Source organism: Sphingomonas flavescens (genome assembly GCF_030866745.1).
Classification (GTDB): Bacteria; Pseudomonadota; Alphaproteobacteria; order Sphingomonadales; family Sphingomonadaceae; genus Sphingomicrobium; species Sphingomicrobium flavescens.
Genome location: NZ_CP133016.1, coordinates 1,755,229 through 1,771,425 on the forward strand (window position 1 = coordinate 1,755,229; position 16,197 = coordinate 1,771,425).

General features: G+C 62.6%; 21 protein-coding genes. 7 read left to right on the forward strand and 14 right to left on the reverse strand.

From position 1 onward, the window contains the following. Position 1 precedes the first annotated feature (1 nt). The 4 genes from QU596_RS09015 to QU596_RS09030 form a co-directional block, all read right to left on the reverse strand. A complete protein-coding gene (locus tag QU596_RS09015; RefSeq protein ID WP_308515121.1) occupies positions 2–823 on the reverse strand; it encodes a fimbrial biogenesis chaperone in 822 nt (273 codons plus the stop codon). A 95-nt stretch (positions 824–918) separates the two neighbouring features. Then, the gene (locus QU596_RS09020) at positions 919–1,425 is read right to left on the reverse strand and encodes a DUF4402 domain-containing protein (protein ID WP_308515123.1); all 507 of its coding nucleotides are present in this window, start codon (positions 1,423–1,425) and stop codon (positions 919–921) included. A 167-nt stretch (positions 1,426–1,592) separates the two neighbouring features. Next, complete coding sequence (locus QU596_RS09025; protein ID WP_308515125.1) at positions 1,593–2,063, reverse strand: DUF4402 domain-containing protein; 471 nt, start codon at positions 2,061–2,063, stop codon at positions 1,593–1,595. A gap of 156 nt (positions 2,064–2,219) precedes the next feature. Beyond that, on the reverse strand, positions 2,220–2,747 hold the full coding sequence (locus QU596_RS09030) for a DUF4402 domain-containing protein (protein WP_308515127.1): 528 nt from the start codon (positions 2,745–2,747) through the stop codon (positions 2,220–2,222). 107 nt (positions 2,748–2,854) lie between these two features. Between QU596_RS09030 and QU596_RS09035 the strand changes: the two genes are divergently transcribed. After that, positions 2,855–4,996 carry a transglycosylase domain-containing protein gene (locus QU596_RS09035; protein ID WP_308515129.1) on the forward strand — a complete coding sequence of 714 codons (2,142 nt, stop codon included), beginning with the start codon at positions 2,855–2,857 and terminating at the stop codon, positions 4,994–4,996. Here QU596_RS09035 and QU596_RS09040 read toward each other — a convergent pair. Beyond that, entirely contained in the window at positions 4,949–5,665 is a 717-nt protein-coding gene (locus QU596_RS09040) for a M48 family metallopeptidase (protein ID WP_308515131.1), read from the reverse strand. The genes QU596_RS09035 and QU596_RS09040 overlap by 48 nt on opposite strands. After that, positions 5,643–6,080 carry a YcgN family cysteine cluster protein gene (locus QU596_RS09045; RefSeq protein ID WP_308515133.1) on the reverse strand — a complete coding sequence of 146 codons (438 nt, stop codon included), beginning with the start codon at positions 6,078–6,080 and terminating at the stop codon, positions 5,643–5,645. The genes QU596_RS09040 and QU596_RS09045 overlap by 23 nt, the downstream gene beginning before the upstream one ends. Positions 6,081–6,142: 62 nt before the next feature. Between QU596_RS09045 and QU596_RS09050 the strand changes: the two genes are divergently transcribed. Continuing rightward, positions 6,143–6,727, forward strand: a complete 585-nt coding sequence (locus QU596_RS09050; RefSeq protein ID WP_308515135.1) for an ankyrin repeat domain-containing protein — start codon at positions 6,143–6,145, stop codon at positions 6,725–6,727. Here QU596_RS09050 and QU596_RS09055 read toward each other — a convergent pair. From QU596_RS09055 to QU596_RS09090, 8 genes are all read right to left on the reverse strand, one after another. Continuing rightward, positions 6,720–7,205, reverse strand: coding sequence for an MmcB family DNA repair protein (locus QU596_RS09055; protein WP_308515137.1), 486 nt, complete (start codon positions 7,203–7,205; stop codon positions 6,720–6,722). The genes QU596_RS09050 and QU596_RS09055 overlap by 8 nt on opposite strands. Before the next feature lie 82 nt (positions 7,206–7,287). Then, entirely contained in the window at positions 7,288–7,938 is a 651-nt protein-coding gene (locus tag QU596_RS09060; RefSeq protein WP_308515139.1) for a cell wall hydrolase, read from the reverse strand. Between the two features lie 176 nt (positions 7,939–8,114). Then, a complete protein-coding gene (locus QU596_RS09065; RefSeq protein ID WP_420030906.1) occupies positions 8,115–8,414 on the reverse strand; it encodes a DUF1491 family protein in 300 nt (99 codons plus the stop codon). A 41-nt stretch (positions 8,415–8,455) separates the two neighbouring features. Beyond that, positions 8,456–8,848 carry a PTS sugar transporter subunit IIA gene (locus tag QU596_RS09070; RefSeq protein WP_420030907.1) on the reverse strand — a complete coding sequence of 131 codons (393 nt, stop codon included), beginning with the start codon at positions 8,846–8,848 and terminating at the stop codon, positions 8,456–8,458. 135 nt (positions 8,849–8,983) lie between these two features. Further along, complete coding sequence (gene hpf / locus QU596_RS09075; protein WP_308515142.1) at positions 8,984–9,547, reverse strand: ribosome hibernation-promoting factor, HPF/YfiA family; 564 nt, start codon at positions 9,545–9,547, stop codon at positions 8,984–8,986. 48 nt (positions 9,548–9,595) lie between these two features. Beyond that, a complete protein-coding gene (gene dnaQ / locus QU596_RS09080; RefSeq protein WP_308515144.1) occupies positions 9,596–10,294 on the reverse strand; it encodes a DNA polymerase III subunit epsilon in 699 nt (232 codons plus the stop codon). A gap of 9 nt (positions 10,295–10,303) precedes the next feature. Beyond that, positions 10,304–10,894, reverse strand: coding sequence for a dephospho-CoA kinase (gene coaE, locus QU596_RS09085; protein ID WP_308515146.1), 591 nt, complete (start codon positions 10,892–10,894; stop codon positions 10,304–10,306). Continuing rightward, positions 10,891–11,460 (reverse strand): nucleoside triphosphate pyrophosphatase, encoded by a 570-nt coding sequence (locus QU596_RS09090; RefSeq protein ID WP_308515147.1) that lies wholly within the window; start codon positions 11,458–11,460, stop codon positions 10,891–10,893. The genes coaE and QU596_RS09090 overlap by 4 nt, the downstream gene beginning before the upstream one ends. Positions 11,461–11,782: 322 nt before the next feature. Here QU596_RS09090 and hemE point away from each other — a divergent pair, with 322 nt between their 5' ends. The 5 genes from hemE to QU596_RS09115 all read left to right on the forward strand — a co-directional run bounded on the left by hemE (position 11,783) and on the right by QU596_RS09115 (position 16,191). After that, positions 11,783–12,814 (forward strand): uroporphyrinogen decarboxylase, encoded by a 1,032-nt coding sequence (gene hemE / locus QU596_RS09095; protein WP_308517968.1) that lies wholly within the window; start codon positions 11,783–11,785, stop codon positions 12,812–12,814. Continuing rightward, positions 12,811–13,263: a CopD family protein gene (locus tag QU596_RS09100; RefSeq protein ID WP_308515149.1), complete on the forward strand. Its 453-nt coding sequence runs from the start codon at positions 12,811–12,813 to the stop codon at positions 13,261–13,263. The genes hemE and QU596_RS09100 overlap by 4 nt, the downstream gene beginning before the upstream one ends. 193 nt (positions 13,264–13,456) lie before the next feature. Next, positions 13,457–14,713 carry a transcription termination factor Rho gene (gene rho, locus QU596_RS09105; protein ID WP_308515150.1) on the forward strand — a complete coding sequence of 419 codons (1,257 nt, stop codon included), beginning with the start codon at positions 13,457–13,459 and terminating at the stop codon, positions 14,711–14,713. 7 nt (positions 14,714–14,720) lie between these two features. Next, positions 14,721–15,392: a YjbE family putative metal transport protein gene (locus tag QU596_RS09110; protein ID WP_308515151.1), complete on the forward strand. Its 672-nt coding sequence runs from the start codon at positions 14,721–14,723 to the stop codon at positions 15,390–15,392. 70 nt (positions 15,393–15,462) lie between these two features. Beyond that, positions 15,463–16,191 (forward strand): YjbE family putative metal transport protein, encoded by a 729-nt coding sequence (locus tag QU596_RS09115; protein ID WP_420030973.1) that lies wholly within the window; start codon positions 15,463–15,465, stop codon positions 16,189–16,191. Positions 16,192–16,197: the final 6 nt, after the last annotated feature.

Below are 16,197 nucleotides of genomic sequence, written 5' to 3' on the forward strand. Positions count from 1 at the left end.
CCTAGCGCAGGACCGCCTGTGTCGACGCGATCAGGTTCGATCCGTCGTCGGTCGTCTCGCGATATTCGACGGTGACCGGGCCGGCTACCTTCCCGAAATAGGCGGCCTGCACCGGAATGCTGACATGGCGCTGGTTGATTTCCGTGTAGACCGCGACGCCGCGCTGAATTGCGATGGGATCCTTAATCCCAGCCTTCATCACGCGAACTTCGCCAAAGGTCGAACGGGAACCTGCCCGGGTCAGCTCAAGCCCAACCGCCTCCGCTCCGCCGTTCTTCTCGAGCTTGACGTCCGCGATGCCCGCCGTGGCTTGGAGATTACCGAGGCGGACGATGACAGGAATGGTGACCCCGTACACCGGCGTTAGCTTGAACTGGACGCCCTTGGGCTTTTCAGCCGGTTCAGCAACCGGCGTCGCCGGTGGAATGGCGCGGAATAGCAAGTGCACGCGATATTCGCCGTCCGCGATCCCCGACGCGGGACGCCCGGCGATGCGGATAGCCTGCGGTTCGTGCGGCGCCAGCGTCACCTTGCGCGGTGCATAAACGATCATGTCCTCGGCGAGCTTCTCGGCGGCGGTCGGCGTGGCGACGTCGTTGATCTCGCCCTTTTCGTTCATGCGCCGGAATTCGACGGAGATCCGATAGGTCGCGGCGTCGTCGCCGATGTTGTTGAGCACCAGTTCGGCACCCTTGCGTCCGTCCAGCACGATCCGCGTCGGCGCCACGAGCAGATCGCCGACGCCCGCCTGGGCCGTGGTTGGAACGGTGATGATTGCCGCACCCAAAGCAGCAGCGAGAATGGACGAGGTCCATTTAGACATGTTCAGCGATCCCCACTTGTGCTTCCAGTCAGGAAGCGATCGCCGTCACTTTGGTCCGTAATGGTTTATATTCGGTCAACCATGAGTGTTGAGGCTTACTGATAATCCGCGGTGACGTTGAACGTCCCAGCGTAGGTGCCGACGGTCGTCGTCGAGCTGAGCGTGACCGACCCCCCGATGGAGAAATCCGTTCCGGGCGCACCGGAGTTCGTCAATGTCACGCTTGCGGGCTTGTCCGTGGTGAGAACCAGGGTCTTCGTCGAATCACTCTGATTGACGAGCGTCACGTTGGGAACGCTGATCCGGACGACCTGCTGGTTGGACCCCTGCACGTTATATTGAGCGACCAACGTTGCGCCGCTGCAGATGATGTTGGCCGAGGAGCAGGTCAGCACGCCTGCCTGCGAAAGGCTGACTGTCGCGTTGCTCCACACACCCGGGCCGAGCGTGACCGTACCCAGGTCGAGATCCTGCAACATCGATAGTAGCAAAGGCTTGCTGGCACTCGCGTTGACCGAGGCTGTCACGGTAGCGGCGGTCGCCGGACGCGGGCCGGCGATCGCGGCAACCAAGCCGACAGCCACGGTCAGAGCAGTAATCATGGAGACTGAGCGCAAGCGGCCGATCTTCCCGCGACAAATGTTGCGACAGGACTAAACCAAAATGGTTGAAGTTTTCTCAACCACATCCTGACAACGTCAGATATGAAAAGAGGCCGCGCATCGCCCGGCCTCTTCCCCCACTTTGCGTTCAAGCCGCTAACGGCGGTTTATTGATAGTCGGCGGTCACCAGGAAGGTGCCGGTGTAGACGCCGTCTGGGGTCGTCGAGGCCAGGGTGATCGATCCGCCGATCGAGAAAACGGTGCCGGTACTGGCGCCATTGGCGCCGAGGTTCACGGTGGCCGGGAAGTTGGGCGTGAATGCCAGCGTCCCGGGGCCGGTCAGGTTGAATCCGGGCGAGGTGATTTTCACGATCGCGTTGTTGGTGCCGATCAAGCGGAATTGCGCCGCGAGCGTCGTTCCGCTGCAGGTCAGAATTACGCCGGGATTGGTGCCGCAGGTCACCGCGCCGGCCTGGCTGATACTTACGACCTGGCCGGTGAAGCTCGACCCCGTCAGTACGATTGTCCCGAAATCGAGGTTCTGCTCGGCCGTGATCGACAAGGGTCGCAGGATCCGCGCCGTTGCCGTCGCCTGCGTCGGCGGACTGACAGCCGCCGCTGGCGATGCGGGCACCATGATAGATGCCAGTCCGGTAAATGCTGCAGCGAGCTTTCGCATAGTCCCCCAATTCGACCGAGCCATGACTGCCGAGCGCAATCATCGTGTAGACTGCATTAACCAGATCGACTTACGTCTTCGCTCAAGCTTATGGTTAAAGCGCCGTTAGCGAATTCACTGATATTCGACGGTGATCGGCAAGTCGCCGCGATACTGACCGTCTACATCGCCCGAGACGAGTAATCGGCCGCCAAATCGAAAAGTCAGGTTCCCGGCCGCATCCAGACGCGGCGCCGCCGGCGCATCGCTGGCCACGTCGTCGACCGTCAGCTGCCCACCGCCAAGCGAGCGCAATTCGATACGACGCGGCATCTCGATCCGCACTGCGCGATTGGGACCGCCATGCACGAGGACGGTCCCGACCATTGAACGCGGCCCCATCGCCGCCACGATGCCTTCCCTGTCGGTACCCCCGGTCGGACGAAGATTGACTGCGCCAACTCCTGCGCCAGAAAGAATTAGTCGATCGAACGTCAGGTTTGTTTCGATCTGAAGTTGGAGATCGTCATTTTCGTCATTGGGCGCCGTTTCCGCCGTGACCGGCTGGGAGCATAAGCGGCACTGCGCCTCGACGCGGCCGGCCTGCAGAAGGCAAAGCAGCGGCAGCAGGGCGAGGATCGCGAGACGATAGACAATGTTCATCCTGACGCTGCTGTAAGGCGCACTGGCTAAGACAGGGTTAAGGCCGGGCTAACCTTCTGCATCCGCCTATTGTCGGCGTGGCAACAGCTTTCTAATCCAAGGCGCCAATGGCTCGCTCAAAGACCTCGTCGGGACGCTCGACCTTTAGAACCGTTCTGACCGCCTTGGTCTATGCGGTGGTCCTCGGTCTCCTAGCGCTCATCGTCGCTGTCGCAGTGGCTGCGGCCTATCTCCCGAGCTACGGCGAGCTGACCAAGCGCAACGACCTTGGCCAGATGATCCGTGTTCGGGCAGCCAACGGCCAGGTCCTGGTTTCGATCGGACCCAGCTTCGGCCAGTGGCTGCCCTACGACCGCATTCCGGCGGAGATGCGCGCAGCGATGATCTCTACGGAGGACCGCCGTTTCCGGAGCCACATCGGCGTCGATCCCATCGGCATCGGACGCGCGGTCGTGTCGGCGGTTTCGAAAGGCAAACGGGTCAGCGCCACATCGACGATCACGCAGCAGCTGGCGCGCAATATCTTCCTGACCAACAACCGAAGCTACGGCCGCAAGGTGAAGGAAGCGATCCTCGCGCTGGCGATCGAGCGAAAGTTCTCGAAAGATCAGATCCTCGAATTGTACCTGAACCGGGTATATTTCGGTGGTGGCGCCTACGGCATCGACGCTGCGTCGCGGAAATTCTTCGGTCACGGCGCCGACCACCTGAGCCTGGGGGAAGCGGCGATCATCGCCGGGCTCGTCAAGGCCCCGTCCAACTACTCGCCTTCGGCCGACGTCGAAGCTGCGCGTGCGCGATCCAGCGTGGTATTGCGGACGATGGCAAAAAATGGGTTCATAACGCCCGAAACGGCGGCGCACGTCGACCCTGCGAGCGTCCGCATCCAGCAGACGACCAACGAGAATAGCGTACGCTACTTCACGGATTGGGCGCTTCCGCAGCTCGATACGCTCATCGACGAGACGAACGAACCGATCGATGTCTGGACCACCCTGGATCCGGGCATGCAGCAAGCCGCCGACAAGGCGATCCGCGCCAATGCGCCGCAGGGAACGCAGGGCGCGCTGGTCGCTATCGATCGCGACGGCGCTGTCCGCGCGATGGTTGGCGGCAAGGACTATGTTGCTTCAATCTACAACCGCGCGACGCAGGCGCAGCGGCAGCCGGGGTCGGCGTTCAAGCTGTTCGTGTACTTGGCCGCCCTCGAAAGCGGCATGAAGCCGACAGACACGATCGTTGACGAACCCGTGACGATTGACGGCTGGACGCCGCGCAACTCCACACGGACGAACCTTGGTCCGGTGACGCTGCGCGAAGCTTTCTCGCGATCGATCAACACGATCAGTGCCAAGATCGGTGCGCAAGTGGGCTTCTCGACGATCGCGGACATGGCGCGCCGCTTCGGAATCACCTCGACGATCTCGACCTATCCCGCGATGGTCCTGGGTTCGAGCGAAGTGCGATTGATCGACATGACCCGTGCCTTTGCGTCGGTTCAGAACAAGGGCGTTGCGGTGACGCCATACGGTATCCGACGGGTGGTCACTGCCGACGGGCGGATGCTCTACCAGCATGAGGCGGACGAAGAGCGCGTGCTTGTCGCGCCGTGGGTCGCAGCCGAGATGACGGACCTGCTTCAATCGGCCGTCCTTTCCGGAACCGGCCGCGCCGCGCAGATCGGCCGCCCGGTCGCCGGCAAGACAGGAACCACGTCATCAAACAAGGACGGCTGGTTCATTGGCTTTTCGAGCGGGCTGACCACCGGCGTGTGGATGGGCCGCGACGATGCGCGCACGGTCGGCAACCTTCAGGGCGGCACCGCCCCCGCTCGGGCGTTCCATGATTTCATGAGCGTTGCAGTCGCCAATCGCCCCGTCGAACAATTCGAGACCCAGGTGCCGCTGCCCGACTGGCAGCTGACGCCCGAGGAGGAGACGTTCGGTGACCAGGCGATCGACGCCAATGGCATGGCGCCCATGGTCGACGAGAATGGTATGCCGATCGGGACCCCGGCCCAGCCGTCGGATCAAAATTATCCGCCGACCCAGCCGATGGTCAGGCCGGACGGCACGGGCGATCCGACCCAGCAGGAGCTCGATCAGGCGTTTCCGCCACAACAGCAGCAACCGCCGCAGCGGCAGCCCTATCCCCCGCCGCGCCAGCCGCAATATCCGCCGCCGCGTCAGCCGCAGCCGGATTCAGCGCCGCCGCCCGATCCGCTTCAACCTCGGCCCGACGCGGCGTAGCTCCGACTTCGCCGCGGCGAGGCCGGGACCGTAAAGCTTAGCCTCCAGAGCCTTGAAGCGGGCACTGTGGTCAAGGTGGACGAGGTGCGCGACCTCATGGGCCACCACGAACCGGCGCACGTTAGGGGGCGCCATAATCAGTCGCCAACTGAGCCGTATCCGACCGGCCGATGAGCAGCTTCCCCAGCGGGTGCCGGCATCGCCGACAGTGACCCGCGTCGACGATACGCCAGCCGCCCGGGCATATTCGGCGACTTCGGTCGACATGACGTCAAGACTTCGCATTTTCAGAAACAGCTCGATGCGGCGAGATAGCCCGGTTTCAGGACCGCCGACCTGAAGCGCATTCCCGACCAGCCTTGGGCTTCGGGGATGATCCGGCTTCCACTCGATTTGGACTTCACGTCCTTCGAGCGGGAACGAGCTCCCGTTGATGAACGGCTCCGGCGGTTGCGACCGGGCAAGTTGCGCTTCGATCCAATCCCGCTGATCCAGGACCCAAGCTAACGCCTTGCGGCGGCTCGTCCGCGCCGGGCAGGTTAGCCTGAGCGTTCCGCTCGCTTCGTCGAACCGAAGGCGCAGCCTACGCGCTGTTCGCAAAGGCCGGATCTCGATCGGCGCCGGCAGCGCGGCTTCGAGCGCCGCTTCAGAGAGCCCGGTTGACCACATGATATTCAAGCTCGCCCGCGTCATCCTCACTGACGGTCCAGCCGCGCGTCGACTGGCCGGCTTGGTGGACAGTCTCGCGGCTGCCGGAAATCAAGTAGTGCCATTCCGGGAGCGGCTCGCCTGCCGCGCGAAGACGATAGGCGCAGGTCGAAGGCAGCCAATCCAGCCCGCTAAGCTTCTTCCGGTCCAGCCGAACGCAATCCGCCACCAGCTTTTTTCGATTTTTGTAGTCCAGACACAGACCATTGCGGCGATCGAGCAGCTTGCAGGCGACATTGGTCGCGTACAGCAGCCCCGTCTCCTCGTCCTCCAGTTTGTGCACGCAACACCGGCCACAACCGTCGCACAGCGCCTCCCACTGGCCGCGATCGAGGGTCGAAAGGGGTTTCTCCCAAAAGGGCGTGTCGCCGTTCATGACAAGGCGAGCCTTGCTCTGCTAAGCGCCGCCAATCAAGCGGGTGGTTGAGGCATAACATCGTGAAAAAACTGGTTTTTGCTTTCGCTCTGGCCTCGTTCGCCGGGACGCCGGCTATCGGGCAGTCAATCGGCTCCGACGGATATCAATTCATCGAAGCCGTGAAAAAGCGCGACGGGAACACCGCGACTTCCATGCTCGAGAGCCATCCGCGCGGGTTTGTCGACACCAAGGGCGATGGCGGCGACACGGGTCTGCTGATCGCCATCAATCGCGGCGATGACCAGTGGACCGGCTTCCTGCTGGGCAAGGGCGCGGATCCGAACCTTGCCGGCCGGAACGGTGACACACCTCTCATCGCGGCGGCGAAGGTCGGATTCGAGCGGGCGGTCGAATGGCTTCTCGCCGAAGGCGCGAGGGTCGATGGGACCAATCGAAGCGGCGAGACCCCGCTGATCATCGCCGTGCAGCAGCGGAATCTGCCGATCGTCCGGCAATTGCTGAAAGCCGGAGCTAATCCGGACCGGAGCGATGCCGTCGCGGGCTATTCCGCACGCGACTACGCAACCCGCGACAATCGTTCGCGGGAAATCCTGAAACTGATCGAGACGAGCAAGCCGAAGGCAGGAAGCGCGGCCGCTAAGTAAGTTCGCCAAGCGAGGGGTCGACCTGCACCGCCAGGCGCCGGGCAGCTCTCCGCGCGAAGCGTAGCAATTCAGCCTTGCGTCGCGCGGGCGCAAGTGGGCGTGACGACGCCTCGCGAACAATCGCCGCGTCATAGCGATCCGCAACAATCAGACCGGCGTCGCCTGGCAGATAGCGCTCCTGGTCGAGGAACGGCGCTAGGTTCGCCGGAACGGCCCAGAAGAAGCGATCGCAATAATCGAGGTAATCGGTCCACTTGTTGTCACCGAGGAGGTCGGCCTTGGCGACCTTGATCTCCACGATGGTCAGCCATCCCTTGCCGTCGATCGCCATGAGGTCGGCCCGGCGGCCATTGGGAAGAGGGACCTCGCACACCGCGAAAAGATCATGCCGGCAGAAGAGGCGCGTTACGCCGCGCGCGACATCGACGGCAACTGGCGGCGCGTCGGCAAAGCAGAGAGAATCGGGCTGACTAGCCATCGTCGTGCAGTAGAACAAATCGTGGCCAAAAAGAAAGCGGGCGAGCCGAAGCTCGCCCGCTGCACGCAAATTCTATCTCCGATTAACGGTAGAAGACGTGGTTCCCGATCGACGCCACGCGCTTCATGCGCCAGCCTGGCGAAACGTAGCGAGCGTGGAAGAACAGCGCGTCTCCCGCGGCCGATTCCTTAAGGTCGCGGTCAACAATTTTCGCGATTGCCACGGCGGTCTGCCACTGGCGGCTCGTCCGGGGAACGCCCGGCAGGCGGCTTCCGTGCACGAACGAGAACTGGCCACGCTGGAACAGGACGCCGCAGTAGCTGCTCGGGAAACGCCCGTGGCTATCAGTACGATTGGCGATGACCTGCCCAACGGCCAACTGGCCAGCGAGCGGCTCGCTCTTGGATTCAAAATAGATGCCGGTCGCCAGGCATTCGAGTTCGCGAGATCCGGCGTTCGAATTGCGCAGCTGGCCGACCATGTCGGCAAGCGAAGCCGTCGTCGCTACTGCGGGCTCAGCCTCTTCGGCTTGCTCTTCAGAAGCAGCGGCACTCGGCTGGGAAAGGGTTGGCTCGGCCTTGGGGTCGAGCAGATCGGGCGTAACGACCTTTGGAAGGGTCGCGCTAGTCACCGGGAGCAGCGGCTCCCCGGAAGGTCCGGCTTTGGCCGGAGCAATAACAGTCGCGGTGAGCGCCGCAATCATCAGCAGCGCTGAGCGAACAGAAGCCAACATTAGAACCGTTTATTATGCGGTGAATCTCGAATGGGTGCGCCAATACACTGTGCGAATACTACCGCTGGCGACCGTCTTGATTCCCCGTCTTGCGTGGCATTTGGAGCAACTGGATGCTCACGAAATGCCCCCCGCTCTTTTCGTTAGCCCCGAGATTTCAGCCTTGCCGAGCGTAATCAACCCATCGCGGTCGTTTCAGCGATGAATCGTTCGGGGTTCGCGATATCTAGCTCAATTAACCATGAATCGGGGTCGGAGCGTGCGCGGCGCGCGAGGAAATCAGCGATTTCCGCGGAACCCCGCGATTCGGACGGGCCGACATGCTGCCACCGGTAAGCGCCATCCAACGAGAGAAAGCGTTCCAGTAGCGCGTGGTGCTCGCCGCGGCTGGCGATAGCCAGCATGATTGAGCCGCGATCCGCATCGCCCTTCCGGAGCACCGTTGCGAAGCCGCCCTCCGCCGTTATGCGGCGCATGAGCGCGGCGACCTCGAGGTGGGTGGGGAGGCGATCGTCGCTCAGGCGGCGTCCCGCTCATCGGCACCGACCAGCACCGCGACCAGCGCATCCCGGCTCCGCGCACCGCGCAATCGTTCGAGTGTCGCAGCATCGCGGGTTACGCGGCTTACGGCTGCCAGCGCCTTCAGATGCTCGGCCCCGGCGTCGGGCGGCGAAAGCAGGAGGAAGACCAGATCGACTGGCCGGCCGTCGATCGCTTTATAGGCGACTGGATCGTTTAGACGCGCGAAGAGTCCGTAGATCTTGGTCAGGCCATCGATCTTCGCGTGCGGAATGGCGACGCCCTGCCCGAAGCCGGTCGAGCCAAGCTGCTCCCGTTCATTGAGCCCCGCGAGGACGACCGACGGCTCAATCTCGAGCCGTTGACCCGCGAGATCGGCCAATTGCTTCATCAACGAACGTTTGTTTCCGCCAGGAAGCGCGGTTTTGATTGCGTCCGTGTCCAGGAAATCTGCAAGATGCATAAGGGACAGCAACTCTTGGAAGGTGCGACCGGTCGCACCTTGGCCGCGTGACAGAGATTAAGATTATTTGCCCGGCTCGACCCAACCGATGTTCCCGTCGTCGCGACGGTAGATCATGTTGAGCTCACCGCTTTTGCTGTTCTTGAACAGCAAGGCAGTCGTATTTCGAAGGTCCATCAGCATGACCGCGTCGGACACGCTCGATTCCGGAATATCGACCCTCGATTCCGCGACGATCGCGGGATTATCGGCCTTCGGCTCGTCATCGGCCGTTCCTGAAAATACCGTGTATCCCGCATTCTCGACATAGGCCTGGGCCGCTTCGTCAACCTTGTGATCCTTGAGTCGGCGAGCGTAGCGGCGAAGCTGCTTTTCGATTCGGTCGGCGGCGCCGTTGAAGGCCATCTCGGCCTCGCGCGCGCTGTGGGATGCTTTCAGAACGACGCCCTGAACGACAGGCGCGACGATGTCGCAGGTGAAGTCGTTGTTGGGCCCACGGCCAAAGGTGACGTTGGCGCCAACTGAGCGCGAAAAATACTTTTCGGTGATGTCCGCGACCCGGCGCTGCGCATGCTCCCGCAGCGAATCTCCGGTGTCGACCTGGTGCCCGGCGACCCTAACGTCCACTTTGCCTGCTCCTTCGATGGCGCGCTTAGGACCGCGCCGAACCCCGCGTCAACCGGCGGGGAGAAGGCGCTCCCAGAGCGGATTGACCAGCTTGGCAATAAACGCGCGATGGCGCTCTAGTTCCTCGGGCAAGGCTGCGTGAAGACGCGCTGGACGCGGTTCACGTGTCGTCACCGGACCCGCCGACTGCGCCACCGCGACCGTCCCGGAATCGGCGACAAGACCAAGGCCGATCTGACGCCCGCCGGTGAGCTCGACGTAAACCTGGGCGAGCAATTGTGCGTCGAGCAGCGCGCCGTGCTTGACGCGGTGGCTACGATCGATGCCGAAGCGCATGCACAGCGCGTCGAGACTGTGCTTGGCGCCAGGATGCTTGGTTCGCGCCAGCGCGAGCGTATCGACCATGCGGTTCATCGCGATGGACGAGCGCCCGCACAGATGAAGTTCGTTGTTGAGGAAGCCGAAGTCGAAGCCAGCGTTATGCGCGACGAGGGGCGCGTCACCGATAAATTCCAAGAGCTCATCTACCGTCTCGGAGAAACGCGGCTTGTCGGACAGAAACAGGCTGCTGAGGCCGTGCACTTCCTGCGCCTCAAACGGCATGTCCCGATCGGGATTGAAATAAGCGTGGAAGGTGCGGCCGGTCTCAACGCGATTGACGATCTCGATACACCCGATCTCGACCATGCGGTCGCCCGTCGCCGGGTTAAGCCCGGTGGTTTCGGTATCGAATACGATCTCGCGCATGGGCGGAATCTAGCTGCCAGCGACTCCGAGACAAGCAAGGATTTCACGCACTTGCGCTTCTGTTGTGGATAGGTCGGTGCCCGTATCGACGACGAAGTCGGCGCGGGCCCGTTTCTCTGCGTCAGGCATCTGCCGGGCGAGAATTGCATCCAATTTGTCAGCCGTCATTCCGGCCCGCCGAAGTACCCGCGCGCGCTGCACATCGGCCGGCGCGGAAACGACGATGATCTTGTCGAACGCGCTTTCGCCGCGGGTTTCGAACAACAACGGGATCTCGAATATCAGGGCGGGTGAGGCAGCGTGTTCGACGATGAAGCGTTCGCGGGCTTCCTGGACGGCGGGATGAACGATCTGCTCAAGCTGGGTGAGCTTTGTGCGATCGGACAGAACGATTTCCGCTAGACACTCGCGATCCAGCGTGCCCGCGCGGACGCATCCTGGAAACAACGCGCCGATCTTCTCGACCAGCTTGCCACCCGGCGCCTGCAGCACGCGCACGACGGCGTCCGCATCGAACACCGGCACGCCGGTGCCCGCGAACATCGCGGCGACTGTCGACTTGCCCATGCCGATCGAACCGGTGAGCGCGACCTTGATCATGATGTCAGCAGTCCCTGTTCGCGTAGGGCACCGAGCAGCGGAAGCAGCGGCATCCCGAGAATCGTGAAATGATTGCCGTCGATGCTGTCGAACAATTGCACGCCGCGGCCCTCCAGCCGGAACACGCCGACGGTATAACCCACTTCGGGCCACTCCGCGTCCAGATATTCCGCGATGAATTGCTCGGACAGCGGCCGGACATTTAGTCGCGCCGTCTCTGCATGCTGCCAGGCGACTTCACCATTATGGGCCAGCGCAACGGCACTCGTCAGCTCCATCGGCTGACCGGAGAAGAAGCGCAGATGCTCGACGGCGTCGGTGCGATCGCGCGGCTTGTCGAACAGCCTGCCGTCGACGGTGACGACGCTATCGCTGCCGATCACCCATTCGCCCGCGATGGAGAGCGCTTTCGCCGCGGCCAGCTCAGACGCAATCTCCCGCTCGTCCGACAGCCGTGCCTTAACCATATCTTCATCGACGTCCGGCTTTAGGGCGGAATAGTCGACGCCCGCGGCATCGAGCATTTGGCGGCGAATAGCGCTGGTCGAAGCTAAGATCAGGGTCACTCGAACAACCTTGTGGAAAAGCGCGTTGCCAAGGCTAGCGCGAGGGTGGGGACGAGCTCAACCAGCCAATTATTCCCCAAACTGCTGCCGCAATTCGCACATTCATCCACGGGGACAAAATCCATCCCCAGACTGTGAATCATGGGGTGGAATCGCCGCGACTCGTGATTCCGCCGAGAGCGTTGCCATTGCGCGCTTGTTGGCAATTTCGGGAGCCGCGCCTAAACCCCGCTGCCCAGTGCCCAACATCATCATCTAATAGATTCTAAAATATATAAGGGAGAGAAGAAGGGTGGCTTTCAGGCCCTCCGGTCTTCCGGAAATGCTCGTCGATAAGCCTCTGCTTGCCGTGCTTCGCGGCGAGCGACGCGACCCTGCGCCGATGTGGATGATGCGGCAGGCGGGACGCTACCTGCCCGAGTATCGCGCGCTGCGGGCGGAGAAGGGCAGTTTCTTGAATCTCGTTTATGAACCTGAAGCTGCGGCGGAGATCACGCTTCAGCCGCTCAGGCGCTTCCCGCAACTCGATGCGGCGATCCTGTTCTCCGACATCCTGATCGTCCCTTATGCGATCGGGCAGGATCTGACCTTCATTGCCGGGGAAGGCCCGCGGCTGAGCCCGCCGCTGGTCGAGGCCGCGCTGGATGACCTCGCTGCCCAGCCGGACCGTCTGGATCCGATCTACGACACCGTTGCGCGCGTCAAAGCGGCGCTCGAGCCGTCGAAGACGCTCATCGGCTTCGCCGGCAGTCCATGGACCGTCGCGACCTACATGGTCGCCGGACAGGGTAGCCGCGATCAGGCCGAAGCGCGGCGGCTGGCCTACGCCGATCCTGGCCGCTTCGGCGCGATCATCCAAAGGATCGAGGCGCTCACCATCGAATATCTGTCGAAGCAGGTCGAGGCCGGCGCAGAAGCGCTGCAGCTGTTCGACAGCTGGGCAGGCAGCCTTTCGCCCGCGCAATTCGAGCGCTGGGTTGTTGCGCCCACCGCGCGCATCATCGCTGCCCTGAAAGGGCTCCACCCGGACACGCCGATCATCGGCTTTCCAAAGGGCGCAGGTGGCAAGCTGCCGGCCTATGCGCGGGAAGTCGGCGCTGATGCCATCGGGGTCGATGAAACGGTCGACCCTGTGTGGGCAGCGACCGAATTACCGCAAGCTGTGGCAGTCCAGGGCAATCTCGATCCGCTCGCACTGATCGCCGGCGGTGAAGAATTGAACTCGGCCGTCCGCCGAGTCCTTGACGCATTCGCCGACCGTCCTCACATCTTCAATCTCGGGCACGGCATCCTGCAGGATACGCCGATTGCCAATGTCGAACAGCTGATCGCGCTGGTTAAGGGGGACAAGTGAACGACTACGTCGGTTTCCTTGGTGCCGCTTATCCGTGGGTCAAAGCCGGGCATCTGACGTTCGTTATCTTCTGGATGGCCGGGCTGTTCATGCTGCCGCGCTTCTATGTCTATCACCAGGAAACGACGCTCGGTTCTCCCGAGGATCGGGCCTGGATCGAACGCGAGACGCGGATCCGGAAGATCATCCTGACGCCGGCGATTGCCATCGTCTGGATCCTTGGTCTGATGCTGGCTTTCAACGTCGGCGCCTGGAGCGAGGGCTGGTTCCACGTCAAGTTGCTGCTGGTCATCGCGCTCAGTGGCTATCAGGGCTGGCTGGGTGCCTATGGCAAGAAGCTGGCCCGTGGCGAGCGGCCACTGTCGGGCAAGACGGTGCGGATGCTCAACGAGATTCCCGGCATTGCGGCGGCGCTGATCGTCGTTCTGGTAATCGTCCGGCCGTTCTAATCGCTTCGGCGCACGCCGATGCGGCGCTGATTGACAGGCTCGCGGTGCAGACATACCGCGAGTCCCAGCGGCTCCGGCCAGTTTTCATACCCGTCGGCTCCGTTTCCTGACCGCTCGCGGCGTCCTGCCGCATCCGGCTTTCGACCATGTTTGCGAAGCTCGAGCACCCAATCCCAGACAGAAGAATAAAACTATGCATTTGAAAGACTTGAAGAAGAAAACACCCGCTGACCTGGTCGCGATGGCCGAGGAAATGGGTGTTGAGGGCGCATCGACCTTGCGCAAACAGGACCTCATGTTCTCAATCCTGAAGGTTCAGGCCGAGAATGGCGTCGAAATCATGGGCGCCGGCACCATCGAGGTGCTGAACGACGGTTTCGGCTTCCTCCGCTCGCCCGAGGCCAATTATCTGGCCGGGCCGGACGACATCTACGTCGCGCCGTCGGTCGTCCGACGCTTTGGCCTGCGCACCGGCGACACGGTCGAGGGTGAAATTCGTGGCCCCAAGGAAGGCGAGCGCTATTTCGCACTGACTCGCGTTTCGTCGATCAACTTCGACGATCCGGATCAGGTTCGCCACCGCGTCAACTTCGACAACCTGACGCCGCTCTATCCTGATGAGAAGCTCAAGCTCGATACGCTAGACCCGACCATCAAGGACAAGTCGGCGCGGGTGATCGACATCGTCTCACCGCTCGGCAAGGGCCAGCGCGCGCTGATCGTCGCGCCGCCGCGCACGGGTAAGACCGTGTTGCTGCAGAACATCGCGCGGGCGATCACCGACAACAATCCAGAAGTGATCCTGATCGTGCTGCTGATCGACGAGCGGCCGGAAGAAGTCACCGACATGCAGCGCTCGGTCAACGGCGAGGTCATTTCCTCGACCTTCGACGAGCCCGCGCAGCGCCACGTCCAGGTCGCCGAGATGGTGATCGAAAAGGCCAAGCGCCTGGTCGAGCACAAGAAGGATGTCGTCATCCTGCTCGATTCCATCACCCGCCTCGGCCGCGCCTACAACACGGTGGTGCCGAGCTCCGGCAAGGTGCTGACCGGCGGTGTGGATGCCAATGCGCTGCAGCGTCCCAAGCGCTTCTTCGGCGCCGCGCGCAACATCGAGGAGGGCGGCTCGCTCTCCATCATCGCCACCGCGCTGATCGACACCGGCTCAAAGATGGACGAGGTCATCTTCGAAGAGTTCAAGGGCACCGGTAACAGCGAAATCGTGCTCGACCGTAAGGTCGCCGACAAGCGCATCTTCCCGTCGCTGGATGTCGGCAAGTCCGGCACCCGCAAGGAAGAGCTGCTAGTCGAACAGGGCACCCTCACCAAGATGTGGGTCCTGCGCCGTATCCTGATGCAGATGGGCACGGTCGACGCGATGCAGTTCCTCCTCGACAAGATGAAGGACGCCAAGTCGAACGAGGATTTCTTCGCTTCGATGAACCAGTAAGCGTCGCATGATCGGCTTCCCGACGCTCGATTTCGGAGCGGTGCTGACCGCGGGCGGGCTGTCCAAGCTCGGTCAGATCATCGTCGGCGATCTCACCATGGCGGGCGACAACGTCGTCATCATGGGATCGCTGGCGTCGGGGCTGCCGGAAAAGGACCGGCGCCGCGTCCTGCTGCTCGGCGTCGGCATGGCGCTGGTGTTCCTGATCACCTTTGCAGTGATCGCCACCCAGCTGCTCAAGGTAACCGGCCTGGTCTTTGCGGGCGGTCTGCTGCTGCTGTGGGTCGCCTACAATATGTGGAGTGAAATCCACCCGCGAACCCCGGTGATCAGCGACGATCCGGACACGCCGGAGATCGAAGGCCCACCACGGACCAAGACGTTCCTGCAGGCCGCCATCCAGATCACCGTCGCCGATCTCAGCATGAGCCTGGACAACGTCCTGCTCGTCGCCTCGATCGCGCGGGAAGAGCCGGCGCTGCTGTTCATCGGCCTGACCTGTTCCGTTCTGTTCATGGGCTTAGCGGCCAATTACGTCGCGCGGCTGATCCATCGCTATCATTGGATCAATTACATTGGCCTCGTCGTCATCCTGTGGGTGGCAGTCAACATGATCTACGAAGGCTGGGTGGGCGGCGAGAACGTGCTTGGCCTGCGATCGGCCCTCCACCTCGGCTGAAGCCAAGCACGCGGCCATTGGCGTTGCACTCAGCATCTTCTAGGAAATGGATGTGATCGACACGTTCATGATGTTGGCGGCCGAGGGCGGCGGGACGGGCCTCGGCGGACCCGCCGACATCTGGCACGCGATCCTCCGCGATTTCTCCAGCCTGGATCAACCGGGTGCGCTTGCAGCTTTCGCGCAAGTCCTGATGATCGACCTCGTCCTGGCCGGCGACAATGCAATCGTGGTCGGCGCGCTGGCTGCCGGCCTTCCGGCCGACCAGCGCCGCAAGGTCATCCTCATCGGTGTGCTGGCTGCACTCGTGCTGCGCATCGCCTTTGCTCTTGTCGTCACGCAACTCCTGCAGATCGTGGGATTGATCCTGGCGGGCGGAATCCTGCTCCTGTGGGTTGCCTGGAAGATGTGGCGCGAGCTTCGCCATTCCGGCGAGAGTCCCGGCTCGGAAGAAATCGTCGGCGACGAACATTCCGGCGTGGTGGCGGCCAAGAGCTTTGCCGCCGCTGCGTGGGGAGTGGCGATCGCCGACGTCAGCATGAGCCTCGACAACGTGCTCGCCGTAGCCGGCGCGGCGCGCGAGCACCCTGGTATCCTGATCGTGGGGCTGATCTTCGCGGTCGTGTTGATGGGCATCGCGGCGAACATCATTGCGCGTTACATCGAACGATACCGATGGATCGCTTACGTCGGTCTGCTCGTCATTCTGTATGTCGCGGTGAAGATGATCTGGGACGGGTATCATGACGTCGCGCCAGTGCTTGGCTGGCCGGCCGTTGCCGGCGCCGCCGCCCGCTAGCGTCAC